Here is a 12,844-nt window from a genome sequence, read left to right as displayed (position 1 = left end):
CTAGGCTTTGCCGACCTGGCCGCCGAGTCGGCGAACGACCTCGAAGAGCGCCTCGTTGTCTTTTTCCTGAATCTCTTTCGCACGGTCGGCTCCGAGGGTGGCGTCGTTTGCCGTGTAGGAGAGGTTCACCTTGTACTTCGTGCCGTTCAATGCGATCTGGATGCTGGGCATCATGGAATAGAGCATCGCCTTCTTGATCTGAACATCCGAGATCGGTGCACTGTCGATGAGGTCTCCGTTGTCGCGCAGGAGACCGAGGTGTCCTTCCTCGATCACGACCTGCCCCTGCTTGGCGAACCACTTCATGCCAGATGTGATGGTGGCACCGAAGCCGCTGGTGAATTCAGGTGTAGTGGTCATGCTTGGATACTCCTCGTTGGTGAGTGCCTGGCTAACTCAGCCTCGAACGACACGGATGACGGGGTGGATTTTGGCCCATTGAATGACGCGATCTGCCCCCCTCGCTGGCCACTCGGGAAAGAATTGATCCCGCGGGCCTGGCAGACGCCGAGCGATAACATATCAGTCGATGAGCCCGGGCAGGTTGCAGTCGTCAACAATCGATTCGATTGACGTGTTGCTCATTCGCGCAGACGGCATCGGCTGTGATGGTGTCTGCGGGCCCCGGTAGCGTGAGAGTCATGACAGCGAACTTTGTGGCAGCCGTTTTCATCGCAACGAGTCTGGACGGCTTCATCGCCGGCGAGAACGGCGAACTTGACTGGCTGACCGACGAGAACGACACACTCGGTGAGACCGGGTACGACGAGTTTTTCGCCTCGGTCGATGCGCTCGTGATCGGACGCAAGACATTCGACACGGTGCTCGGCTTCGGCGAGTGGCCGTATGCCGGAAAACGCGTGCTGGTGCTCAGCCGCACGCTCGGCGCCGATGGCGCTCCGGTCGCACCGGGTACTCCCGCCGCTCCCGACACGACCGTGCACACGGATCTCGATGACGTCGTGGCGACGCTCGAGCGCGAGGGAATGAAACGGGTCTATGTGGATGGTGGGCAGACGATTCAGGCGTTCCTGCGCAGAGGGTTGATCAGCGAGATGACGCTGACGCAGGCGCCCGTCTTGCTCGGGTCCGGAGCGTCATTGTTCGGGCCACTCGACGAGCGGGTCCATCTGAGGCTCACCGCGACGCGCGAACTGGGTGCCGGCTTCACACAGGCCAGCTACGAGGTGCTTTCGGCCGACCTCTAGGTCGAGGGTTGTGCGGCTAGAAGCCGAAGTCGCCGCCGCCACCGAAGTCGCCGCCACCGAAGTCGCCGCCACCGAAGTCGCCGCCGCCGAAGCCGCCATCGTCGAAACCGCCGCCGCCGAAGTCGCCCCCGGAATCGCCACCGCCATCGGCGTTGCCGTCGCCGGACGAATCGCCGTCGGCACCTGCGGCGTCGACTGAGCCACCGGCATCCGGAAGAAAAGCCGATGCGATTGCGGAGCCGATGACGAATCCGGTCACGGTTCCCATGAGCGAGCTTGCGAAAGTGCCGCCGAAGCCCAGGCTGCCGCCCCGCTGGCCTGCAGCGCCGAGCGTGTGCTCCATCGACCCGGGATTACGCAGCTCGGAGCGCGTCGCCGCCTGCGCCAGGCTGGCCGGGTCGTTCGTCGTCGGGCGTTCGCCGGCCGCGGCGTCGGCTTGAAGCTGCTCAAAGAGGAGGTCGCGCTGAGCCGGGGTCAGCTTTGAAAACGCCTCCTGGTGCACCGCTTCGATCGTCTCCGGCGGCGCTGTGCGCAGCAGGTAGCGGTAGCGCTCGATGGCGATGTCATCGTCGGAGCGCGCCGGGCGGTTCGCCGTCGGACGGGAGGGTGTTTCCTCGCGGCCGAAGATTCGATCGAGCCAGCCCATAATTTCGCTCCTTCAGTCGGTGAATTCACCAGCAATGCGCGGCTCAATTTCGTTGCTTGAGCCGGTGGGCTCAAAGATACCGGTACGGCCGGTGCCCAGCCTGGGAGCGGAGGATGACGGTCAGACGACGCGTGCGAGCCCGATCGCCGCCGGCAGACTGCTCAGCTGGGTGCCGTCGAACCCGGAGCCAGAGAGCGACGCGAGAACCGCCGCGAAAACAACGACGATGAACACACCCAGCCCGACCACCAGCAGAAAGTTGGCGATCCACACCCACAGCGGGGCAGAGCCGAGACCGGCAGTGCGTCGAAGCACGACGGTGCGCGCGATGAGGTAGGCGGGAGCGCCGAGAAGCGCCCAGGCCCAGGGGGCGACCGTTCGATGGCCCCAACTGCTGAGCCGCTTCACGTCCCGCTGAGCAGCTGCCAGGGTGATCAGCCAGGGCAGCGAGACGGCGGCGTACTGCAGCCAGAGTTGCGCACCGATTCCCTCCAGCAGAAGCATGACGAAGAACGCGACGACCGACATCCAGGGGGCGAACGCAATCACCCAGACCGACACAGAGCCCCAGCGGCTTGGAATCGCAGTGAACTCCAGGCTGTGTCCGACCGGAAGGGTCCAACGCGGGGCGATCTCAGTCTTGCTTTCCTCGCGCGCCCAGCCGTACGCCGACACCGGAGCGAGCCGGGAGATCGGCGGAGGGGGGAGCGGAACGTTCTCGTCGGCGGCCCCGGCGTGTGCTGACTCGAGGTCCATTGCAGGCACGGGGGACGTGGTGGGGGCGGCCGTTCGGTAGTCGTCGGGGGTCGTCGAGACCTCGGGAATCGGGGCGACGTGCTCCGTCCAGGCGAGGCCGCTCCACCAGCGCAGATGAATCGAAGTCGTCGGATCGACGTACCAGCCGGCTGGCGCGACGAATCCGGGTTGTTCTGTCATGATGTGTTCCCCCGTCGTGCCGTGTCTACTTCGAGCGTGCCCGACTCATTGCGGGGACGCCAACCCCATTGCGGGGGCGGAGAGCACCATCAACTGAGATCGACACGAGCGCGAGATGAAGGAGACGGCAGCATGACACGAATCGCAGTGACCGGAGCGACGGGGCATATCGGGGGACGAGTTGCTTCCGAACTTGCGCACCGGGGGCATTCGCTACGGCTGATCGTGCGGGATGCGGCCCGTGCGCCGCAGCTTCCGGGTGCCGAAATCGCCGTTGCCACGTACGGTGACGGAGACGCAGTGGAGAAGGCACTCGCCGGGGTGGACGTGGCGTTCATGGTGTCTGCCCACGAATCCGCCGAGCGAGTCAGCGAACACCTGAGCTTCGTCGCGGCGGCGACTCGCGCGGGGGTGCGCCACATCGTCTACACCTCGTTCGTCGGCGCCGGTCACGCGGCCGGCTTCACGCTCGCGCGCGATCATGGTGCCACCGAAGACGCCATTCGGGACTCCGGCCTGGGCTACACCTTTCTGCGCGACAACTTCTACCTCGATCTGCTTCCGCACTTCGCCGATGAGAACGGGGTGATCCGGGGTCCGTCCGGAAACGGTGTGACTGCGGCCGTCGCTCGCGCCGATGTCGCGGATGCCGCCGTGGCGGTGCTCGAACACCCCGAGCAGCACCACGACACGATCTATGAGTTGACCGGAGGCGAAGCATTGACCCTCGGCGACATCGCGCGCCGGGCATCCGTGACCACCGGTCGCCGGTTCACGTTCATCAACGAAACACTCGACGAAGCGTATGCGTCGCGAGCTCACTATGGCGCGCCGGACTGGCAGGTGGAGGCCTGGGTGAGCACCTACACGGCAATCGCCGACGGCGAGCTCGCCCACATCACCGACGATGTGCGCCGGCTGACTGGGCACGAACCGCGCACCTTGGAAGACGTGCTCAATTAGTTCGAGAGTCGCGCGGAAGAAATAGCCGAGCGGCTGGTTGTATCTGAGCATGACGACCAAGATCCCCGCTGACCTGCTTGACCTGCTCACCGAGCCGCATTTCGCCAGTCTGGGCACAATCCGGCCGGATGGCGCCGTGCAGGTCAACCCGATGTGGTTCGAGTTCGACGGTGAGACGATCAGATTCACCCACACGTCGAAGCGTGCAAAGTTTCGCAACCTGCAGCTGAACCCGGCGATGACGGTCATGGTCCTGGATCCGGCCAACCCGTTCCGCTACCTGGAGGTGCGTGGCCGTCTGGTTGACGTGATTGCCGACCCGGAGGGGGCCTTTTATGTGCACCTCGGGCAGCGCTACGGCGACGCGCAGTCACCGGCGCCGGCCGACAAAGCCGATCGCGTCATCTTGGTGATGAGTGTGGAGAAGACCACCCGCAAGTAGCGCACCCGCGCAAACGCTGATGGTGGGTCTGTCGGCGACAGTTCTGTCAGAGGTCGACGCTAGCGTGAGAAGCATGAAGATCCTTCACACGTCTGATTGGCACATCGGTCGTACCTTTCACACGCACTCGACCGTCGGTCACCTGCGAATGGTGCTCGATGGGCTTGTTGACGTGGTGCGCACCCGGCAGATCGACGTTGTTGCGGTGGCCGGCGATGTGTTCGATTCCGCGGTGCCGTCGGCCGAGAGCTATACGGTGCTGTCCGGTGCGCTGCGTGCGCTGCGTGACGCCGGTGCGAGTGTCGTGATGACCAGCGGCAACCATGACTCGGCCGCTCGCCTCGGCTTTCAGTCTGAGTGGGCGGGCCTGGCCGGCATCCACGTGGTCACCAGGCACGATCAATATCGCGAGCCGATCATCGTGACGGATGCGCACGGCCCTGTTCGGTTTTACGGCATCCCCTACCTCGAGCCCGCGCTGATTCGGCACCACCATCCCGATGTCGAGCTGCGCACCCACGAGCAGGTTCTCGACTTCGCCATGCAGCAGATCCGGGCCGACATCTCTGCGCATGGGGACCGTTCAGTCGTGCTCTCGCATTGTTTCGCCGCAGGCGTCAGCGCCAGCGATGTGGAACGGGACATCAGCGCGGGCGGCCTCGACCTGGTGCCCGCGAGTGTGTTCGACGGCCCCGATTACGTGGCACTGGGGCACATTCACGGTCGCTCCACGTTGAGCGAACGGGTGCGCTACTCGGGTGCGCCGCTTCACTACTCATTCTCCGAGGCAGGCAAACCCCGCGGCGGCTGGTTGGTCGAGCTCGATGCCGACGGCCTCGCGAGCGTTGACTGGATCGACTTGCCGATCCCGCGCTCCCTGTCGGTGCTCACCGGCGAGCTTGACCAGATTCTCACCGACGAGGCCCATGCCGCTGTCGAACAGAACTGGGTGTCGGCGATTCTGACCGATCAGGTGCGCCCGCTTGACGCCATGCGCAAGCTCCAGACGCGCTTTCCCTACTGCGTCGCCCTCGATCACCGCCCGGCAATCGTCGTCGACGACCGCTCGACGAGCTATTCCGAGCGCATCAAATCTCAGACTGACCCCGACATCGTCGCAAGTTTTCTCGAGCTGGTGCGCAACGGAGTCGGACCGACCGAGTTCGAACGCACTCTTGTCGCCGAGGTTCTCGCCTCCGTGCAGGTGCCGAGCTCAGAGGGTGTCGAATGAAAATCAAGAAACTGCGCATCGCCGGGTTCGGGCCGTACAAAGACGAGCAACTCATCGACTTCGAGCGTTTCGACGACGACGGCATTTTCTTGATCACCGGTAAGACCGGTGCAGGCAAGAGCAGCATCCTCGACGCCGTCTGTTTTGCGCTCTATGCGAGTGTTCCCCGCTACGACGGCACCGAGTCTCAGTTGCGCAGCGACCATTGCGAACCCGATGACCCGACCTTCGTCGAGCTTGAGTTCGCAATGGGCGACACCGACTACCGCATCTACCGCACCCCACGCTTCGATCGGCCGAAGAAGCGAGGCGGCGGAACGACGACCTCGCAGCCCGACGCTCGACTCGACGTACGAGAAGACACCGACCCCGCGTCGAGCAGCGACGCTCTGACGACCGACGCGCCGAGCGGCGACGGATGGCGCGGCGTCGCCGCACGCCCTGTCGATGTCGGCCTCGAACTCAGCCGCATCCTGCCGCTGAAACAAGACCAGTTCTTGCAGGTGATTCTGCTCGCTCAGAACCGGTTCCAAAAGTTTCTACTGGCTAAGACCGACGATCGCCGGGCCGTGCTCCGCACACTGTTCGGTACCGCGCGGTTCGAACGTTTCGAGTCGGAGCTGCTCGCCCGGCGCAAGGTATTGGGCGAGCAGCTCGGCGTTCTCCAGCAGCAGATCGGCGGATTCGCCGCCACGATCGCGCACCAGCTTGAACTGGATGCCCCGCCTGCGTCACCGTCGCGCGAATGGTTCGAGACGGCGCAGGCCGAGCTTGCCGCCGAGTGCGCCGTGGCTGCAGCCACTGCGGCGGCGGCGGATGGCGCCGTGTCGGCGGCGACGGAGGAACTTCAGCGCCAGAGCGCGCTGAGGGGGCGGCAGGAGCGCCGGGACGCCGCGCGGATCACTCGCGATGCCCTCGAAGGTCGCCGGGACGAGATCGATGCCCTGCGCAGAACGGTGGCCGCGGCCGAGCGCGCGGCCCGAGTCGTGCCGCAGATTCGCGCGCTGGCCGACGCCGAGGGCGCCCGCGCTCTGGCTCTCGCCGACGAGGCGGCCGCGCGGGAGTTGTGGTCTGAGCTCGGAGAATCGGCCCTCCGTGTCGAGGCCACGACGCTCCAAGCCACGATCGATGAGATTCTTGGGATCCAAGGCTCGCTGCACGAGATTGTCACGTCCGAACAGCTGGTGCCGGGCCTCGACCGTGACCTCGATGTCGCGGAGACGAGTCTGGCCGAGTCTTCCGAAGCACTGTCCCGAGTGCAGGCCCTCATCTCAGTGCTCCCCGGGCGCATTGACGCTGCAGCGGAACAGCGCGCTGACGCCGCGCTCCGGGCAGCGAGGGAGGTCGAGGCTCGGGCGGAACTTTCGCGACTGGAGCGGGAGGCGGAGGCAATCGATGCGGTGCAGCGCCTCGAACCTGAACTCATCAGAGCGGAACAGCTCGAGAAAACAGCCGCTGCGGCGAACCGTGCCGCGGCGACGTCCTACGATGACCTTCTGGAGCGGCGCCTGGCCGGTCACGCCGCAGAATTGGCCGCAGAATTGGTCGACGGTCAGCCCTGTGCCGTGTGCGGTTCGGCGGAGCACCCGGCTCCGGCGACCCGCACGGCCGTGCCTGTGAACGAGAATGACGTCGAGCTGGCCCGCAGCGCCCAGGCCGCGGCCTACCGGGGCCTCGAAGCCGCCCAGCAGAAGGTTCAATCCGCGGCGTTGGCAGTGGCCGAAGCGCGCACGCGAGCCAACGACAAAAAGCCGGACCAGCTCGAGGCCGAACGGGCCGTCGCTCACTCCACACTCGACCGTGCGCTGGCGGCCCGTGACGACGTCAGTCGGCTGGAGCAGCAGCTGGTCGCGCTGCGTGACGAACTGGCTCTGGCTCACGCCGAGCAGACTGATGCGCAAGCGGCCCGTGACACGGCATCCACTCTCACCACAGAATTGCGCAGCAGGCGCTCGTCGATTTTCGCGCGTGCCGCCGAACACCGCGGCGAGTTCGCCACCGTCACGGATCGAGCGGCACGGCTGCAGAGCGAACTCGAGGCGGCGCGACGCATCGGTGACGCCGCGGCGATCAGCACGCAGCGTCAGGTCTCGCTCGCTCTTGCTGTTGCGGAGGTGCAGACGCAACTACTCGCCGAGGGCTTTGCCGATCAGCAGGCCGCGCTCGCGGCCCGGATCGCCGATGCTGTCATCGCCGCGCACCATGAGGCACTGCGACGCTACGACGACGAATTCGCTGTCGTGCAAGCGCTTTTCGACGAACCGGGAATGGCCGATCTTCCCGCCGAACTCATTGATCTGCACGCGGCGCACGAGGTGACCGACAGGGCTGTCGCAGAGCGCGACCTTGCCCGTTCCATCGAGAGCACCCTCGTCGAACGGGCGCGTCAGATCGGGGCCTTGGTGGCCGACGCGATCCTGCAGTTCGAGGAGTCAGACAGTCTGTTCGTCACCCAAACCCAGGTGCGCGAACTCGCGGCCGTTGTGCATGGCGACGAGCCCAACACCAAACGGATGCGACTTGAAACGTATGTGCTTGCGGCTCAGCTTGAAGAGATCATCGCGGCCGCCAACCAGCGACTCCGCACGATGACCGGCGGACGCTACCTGCTCGAGCATGACGACTCGCTGCAATTTCGAGGTGCCCAGTCGGGGCTCGGCCTGGCCATCCGTGATGCGCATACCGGGCGGGCCAGACCCACGCACTCGTTGTCGGGCGGCGAGACGTTTCTCGCATCGCTGGCGCTCGCGCTCGGACTTGCCGAGGTGGTGTCGGAGCAGGCCGGGGGCATCGCTCTCGATACTCTCTTCGTCGATGAAGGGTTCGGCTCGCTCGATGCAGAAACGTTGGAGACGGCGATGAGCACCCTCGACAGTCTCCGCACGTCTGTGTGTGTGTGTGTGTGTGTGTGTGTGTGTGTGTGTGTGTGTGTGTGTGTGTGTGTGTGTGTGTGTGTGTGTGTGTGTGTGTGTGTGCAGGTGCGCAACACGTCGAACAGGGGTAAACCGGTCACTAGCCAGATCGCTCACCCGAACGACCGTTTTGGCCTCGGTTCCCCGGCCTGAAGAAGCCGCGGCGTTGGGAGATCCCGATGACAACCACTCTTCCCCCTCAGCCTGAGCAAGTCGACAGCAAAGGCCTGAAAGGGGGCGCACTCAGCCTTCTCTCCAGTGTCGTCATCGGCGTGGCCTCCACGGCGCCGGCATACAGCCTGGCCGCAAGCCTCGGATTCATCGTCGCCAGTGGTGGCGCATTACTCGCGGGTGTCAAAGCGCCGGGCATCGTCATTCTCGCCTTCATTCCGATGTATCTGATCGCCGTCGCCTACCAGGAGTTAAACAAGGCCGAACCCGACTGCGGAACCACGTTCACCTGGAGCGCGCGGGCATTCGGCCCGATCACCGGCTGGCTGGGCGGTTGGGGAATCGTCGCCGCGGATGTGATTGTGATGGCGAACCTGGCCCAGGTGGCCGGCTCCTACTCGTTCATTTTCGCCGGTGATCTGGGTCTCAGCGGGGTCGCCGATCTCGCCAACGATCCGTTCTGGTCCACGGTCGCCGGCGTGATCTGGATCGCCGTGATGACCTACATCTGTTACCGCGGCATCGAGTTGTCGGCGCGCATCCAGTATGTGCTGCTCAGCATCGAGATACTCGTGCTGGTGCTTTTCTCGATCTTCGCCCTCGTGCGCGTCTACACCGGCACCGCCGAATCCTATTCACTCATCCCGAGCCTCGACTGGTTCAACCCCTTCACGCTTGATTTCAGCACGGTGATCGCACCGGCCATACTGACGGCCATCTTCATCTACTGGGGCTGGGACACCGCCGTCTCGATCAACGAGGAGACCGAGAACCCCACGAAGACACCGGGGCGTGCCGCAATCATCAGCACATTGTTGCTGCTCGGCACGTACGCCCTCGTCACCGTCGCGGCGGTCGCGTTCGCCGGTGTCGGCACCAGCGGAATCGGACTCGGCAACGAGACCAACGCCGCCGATGTCTTCTCAGCAATTGGGCCGGCGTTGTTCGGGAGCAGCGTGCTCGGCCATGCTGCGGCGCTGCTGCTCGCGGTGTCGATTCTCACCTCGGCTGCGGCATCGACCCAGACCACGATCCTTCCGACGGCGCGGACGACCCTGTCGATGGCCGTCTTCAGAGCGCTCCCCGAGAAGTTCGCACGCATCCACCCGCGCTTTCTCACCCCGACCTGGTCGACCATTGCGATGGGCGCTGTCTCCATCGGCTTCTACGTGCTTTTCACCCTGATCAGCATTCAACTGCTGGGCGCGCTGATCGGGTCGATCGGATTGATGATCGCCTTCTATTACGGTCTGACCGGCTTCGCCTGCGTCTGGTACTACCGCAAAACAATGTGGTCCTCATTTCGCAACGTGATCATGCGCGGTCTCTTCCCGTTGCTCGGCGGGCTGAGCCTCACCGCCGTGTTCATCTACGGGTTGCAGCAATATGCACTCGCCGACTGGCTGGTCGACGAGAACGGTGACAACGTCACGATCTTCGGAATCGGCGCCGTCGCGGTGGTCGGCATCGGGGCATTGCTTCTCGGCGTCGTCATCATGGTCATCTGGTGGGTGGTCAAATCCGACTACTTCCGCGGCCGAACCCTCCCGCGGCACACCGACGGCGATCCGGCACCGGTCGCTCAGATCGCGCCCGCTCAGAACACGCGCGACGACGGGCCTACGAGCGCACTGCCAGAGTGAAAGGCAGCACAGCGGATGCGCCGCTTCGACGAAGCGCTCGCCCGGTGACGGTCAGCGTCCAGCGGCTGTCGGCGATGTCATCGACGAGAAGAATCGGACGACCGGCAGAGGCTTCAAGCGCCGCGGCCAGCTCGGGACCGACAACAAAACGGTCCCAGACGTTGGCGAGCCGGTAGGCGCTATTTCCGCCCGACGCACCGGTCGGCCCGCCGCCTGCGTGGTCGAGCGAACCCAGCCACGGCAACCGCCCGGCGTCGGAGAACGTGCGGGCAACTGACTCGATCAGTTGCGGATGCCTCCGGCTGGGCACCGTGACAATCGCAGCGGGGCGCTCGTCCCAGTTCCAGTCGGCGAGAACGCGGATGCACGCAGCAAGCATCGCCGGACTCGCCGGGGCATCGGCAGGGCTTGGCCCGGCCGTGCCGCCGGCGGTGCCCTGAACGTCGCCGGTCGCCGGCGGGCTGAAGAGACTGCGCAGCGCGCCGCCCCACCCCAGGTCGGTCAGCCGGGCCAGCGCGCGCCCCGGTGCCAGCCGTTCGCCGGGTGGGATGTTGCCGCGCACGTTGACGCCGAGGTTCGCCACTCCGGTCGGCCATTGGGCTCGCGGTTCAATCTGCACGCCGACCCGGTCGAGCGATTGTGCTGCCGCAGCGGCAGCCTCGGCGCTGAGCCCTGCCGGATACCAGGGGGCTTGACAGTTGTCGCAGCGTCCACACGCGACGGCGGTTTCGTCGTCAAGAGCGCGCTGCAAGAACTCCATCCGGCATCCCGAGGTCTGCTCGTAGTCGATCATCGACCGCTGTTCGGCCACCCGGGCCGCGCTGATGCGCTCGTATCGATCGCGGTCGTAGACCCAGGGTGTGCCGGTGGCGACCCAGCCTCCGGTCACGCGTCGCACCGCACCGTCGACGTCGAGCACCTTGAGCAGCAATTCGAGTGGCGTGCGGCGCAGGTCGACCCGCGCCTCGAGTGCGGGCGTCGACAGGGGAGTGTCGCCGTTGGCCAGCAACGCATCGATCACCGCCTCGGCCTTCACCTGGTTCGGCATCGACGCGGTGGCGAAGTACTGCCAGATCGCCTCGTCTTCCGGGCCGGGCAACAACAGCACATCTGCGTTGTCGGTGGCGCGACCGGCGCGTCCCACCTGCTGGTAGTAGGCGACAGGGGAGGAGGGGGCGCCGAGGTGCAGCACGAAGCCGAGGTCCGGCTTGTCGAAACCCATTCCGAGGGCACTCGTGGCGACGAGGGCCTTCACCTCGTTGTTCTTCAACATGCGCTCGGACTCTTCGCGCTCGGCCGTGTCGGTCTGTCCGGTGTACGCACGCACGGCGTGACCGGCGTCACGCAGCAGGCGGGCGGTGTCTTCGGCCGCTGAGACGGTGAGGGTGTAGATGATTCCGCTGCCAGGAAGCTCGTCGAGATGCGTGAGCAGCCAGGCGAGTCGAGCCTTCGCGTCGGGAAGGCGCAGCACGCCCAGGCGCAGCGAAGCCCGGGCGAGCGGACCGCGAATCGTGACAACCTCGGTGCCCGGCTGCTCCGTGTCGCGCGTTGCGCTGCCGTGGGCGGCGCTGTTGAGCTGTTCGGCGACATCCTGCACCACTCGGCTGTTCGCGGTCGCCGTCGTGGCCAACACCGGAACCCCTGCCGGCATCTCGGCGATGAGGTCGCGCAGGCGGCGGTAGTCCGGCCGAAAGTCGTGGCCCCAATCGGAGATGCAATGGGCTTCATCGACGACCAGCAGCCCGACCCGGCTGATCAACGCCGGGAGTTGGTTGTCGCGAAAACTCGGGTTGTTGAGCCGTTCGGGGGAGACCAGCAGCACGTCGACCTCGTCGTTGGCCAGGGCCTGCAGCACCTCGCCCCATTCGTGCGCGTTCGAGGAGTTGATCGACACGGCACGCACGCCGGCGCGGGCGGCGGCCGCGACCTGATCGCGCATCAGGGCGAGCAGCGGCGACACGAGAATCGTGGGCCCGGCGCCGCGCTGACGCAAAAGCAGTGTGGCGACGAAGTAGACCGCCGACTTTCCCCAGCCGGTGCGCTGCACGACGAGGGCCCGGCGGCGCTCATCGACGAGGGTCTCGATGGCCTCGAACTGACCCTCGTGAAAATCGGCATCAGGGCGACCGACCAACGTGCGCAAGACGGCGAGGGCGGATGCGCGTGTGTCGGTCATCCTCTTAGCTTGGCAGGTGCCGGTGACAGTGCGTTCAGCCGGCAGGTGCCGCGCTCAGGTCCATCCACGTCACATCCCAGTGGTGGCCGTCGGGGTCGAGAAAACTGCGGCCGTACATGTAACCGAAGTCCTGCGCGTCGCCAGCCGGGCTCCCGCCGTTCGCCAGCGCGGCATCCGCCATCTCGTCGACTGCGTCGCGACTCTCGGCGCTCAGCGCGATCATCGATTCAATCGATGTTGACGTGTCGACAATCTGACGGTCGGTGAACGTCTGGAAGAACTCGGGGACGAGCAGCATCGCGTAGATGTGATCCTCGTCGATGACGAGGCAGGTCGCATTCTCATCGGTGAACTGGGGGTTGAACGAGAACCCCAGGGCCTTCCAGAAATCGGTCGACCGCTTAAGGCTCTGAACCGGAAGGTTGACGAAGATCATCGTTGGCATGGCTTCATCGTAGGGTCGAATAGCGCGACACCCAAGTGGGTGACCGCCTCAAAGCCGGAATCGGCCCCGCG

Annotated in this window: 11 protein-coding genes; 6 read left to right on the top strand and 5 right to left on the bottom strand. The window is 65.4% G+C overall.

Features of this window, described 5'->3' with window-relative positions:
- On the bottom strand, positions 1 to 360 hold the full coding sequence (locus AC1DCF_RS02965; RefSeq protein ID WP_441791077.1) for a hypothetical protein: 360 nt from the start codon (positions 358 to 360) through the stop codon (positions 1 to 3).
- Positions 361 to 641: 281 nt separating this feature from the next.
- Here AC1DCF_RS02965 and AC1DCF_RS02960 point away from each other — a divergent pair, with 281 nt between their 5' ends.
- On the top strand, positions 642 to 1,208 hold the full coding sequence (locus AC1DCF_RS02960) for a dihydrofolate reductase family protein (protein WP_477209706.1): 567 nt from the start codon (positions 642 to 644) through the stop codon (positions 1,206 to 1,208).
- A 16-nt stretch (positions 1,209 to 1,224) separates the two neighbouring features.
- Here AC1DCF_RS02960 and AC1DCF_RS02955 read toward each other — a convergent pair whose 3' ends face one another.
- Together AC1DCF_RS02955 and AC1DCF_RS02950 are read right to left on the bottom strand one after the other, a co-directional pair.
- Positions 1,225 to 1,854 carry a hypothetical protein gene (locus tag AC1DCF_RS02955; RefSeq protein WP_477209705.1) on the bottom strand — a complete coding sequence of 210 codons (630 nt, stop codon included), beginning with the start codon at positions 1,852 to 1,854 and terminating at the stop codon, positions 1,225 to 1,227.
- Positions 1,855 to 1,974: 120 nt separating this feature from the next.
- A complete protein-coding gene (locus AC1DCF_RS02950; RefSeq protein WP_477209704.1) occupies positions 1,975 to 2,790 on the bottom strand; it encodes a DUF2510 domain-containing protein in 816 nt (271 codons plus the stop codon).
- Between the two features lie 132 nt (positions 2,791 to 2,922).
- Here AC1DCF_RS02950 and AC1DCF_RS02945 point away from each other — a divergent pair, with 132 nt between their 5' ends.
- The 5 genes from AC1DCF_RS02945 (at position 2,923) to AC1DCF_RS02925 (ending at position 10,152) form a co-directional block, all read left to right on the top strand.
- Complete coding sequence (locus AC1DCF_RS02945; protein ID WP_441791073.1) at positions 2,923 to 3,753, top strand: SDR family oxidoreductase; 831 nt, start codon at positions 2,923 to 2,925, stop codon at positions 3,751 to 3,753.
- Between the two features lie 49 nt (positions 3,754 to 3,802).
- Entirely contained in the window at positions 3,803 to 4,195 is a 393-nt protein-coding gene (locus AC1DCF_RS02940; RefSeq protein WP_477209703.1) for a PPOX class F420-dependent oxidoreductase, read from the top strand.
- Positions 4,196 to 4,268: 73 nt separating this feature from the next.
- A complete protein-coding gene (locus AC1DCF_RS02935) occupies positions 4,269 to 5,426 on the top strand; it encodes an exonuclease SbcCD subunit D (protein ID WP_477209702.1) in 1,158 nt (385 codons plus the stop codon).
- A complete protein-coding gene (locus AC1DCF_RS02930; protein ID WP_477209701.1) occupies positions 5,423 to 8,491 on the top strand; it encodes an AAA family ATPase in 3,069 nt (1,022 codons plus the stop codon). The genes AC1DCF_RS02935 and AC1DCF_RS02930 overlap by 4 nt, the downstream gene beginning before the upstream one ends.
- Before the next feature lie 26 nt (positions 8,492 to 8,517).
- Positions 8,518 to 10,152 carry an APC family permease gene (locus tag AC1DCF_RS02925; RefSeq protein ID WP_477209700.1) on the top strand — a complete coding sequence of 545 codons (1,635 nt, stop codon included), beginning with the start codon at positions 8,518 to 8,520 and terminating at the stop codon, positions 10,150 to 10,152.
- Here the strand turns inward: AC1DCF_RS02925 and AC1DCF_RS02920 are convergent.
- Positions 10,130 to 12,328, bottom strand: coding sequence for a DEAD/DEAH box helicase (locus AC1DCF_RS02920; protein WP_477209699.1), 2,199 nt, complete (start codon positions 12,326 to 12,328; stop codon positions 10,130 to 10,132). The two genes, AC1DCF_RS02925 and AC1DCF_RS02920, sit on opposite strands and share 23 nt — an antisense overlap.
- A 34-nt stretch (positions 12,329 to 12,362) precedes the next feature.
- Positions 12,363 to 12,773, bottom strand: coding sequence for a VOC family protein (locus AC1DCF_RS02915; RefSeq protein ID WP_441791067.1), 411 nt, complete (start codon positions 12,771 to 12,773; stop codon positions 12,363 to 12,365).
- Between the last annotated feature and the right edge of the window lie 71 nt (positions 12,774 to 12,844).

It is taken from the genome of Leifsonia sp. 10L418, from assembly GCF_056395445.1.
This window is presented reverse-complemented; position numbering and strand designations above follow the sequence as displayed.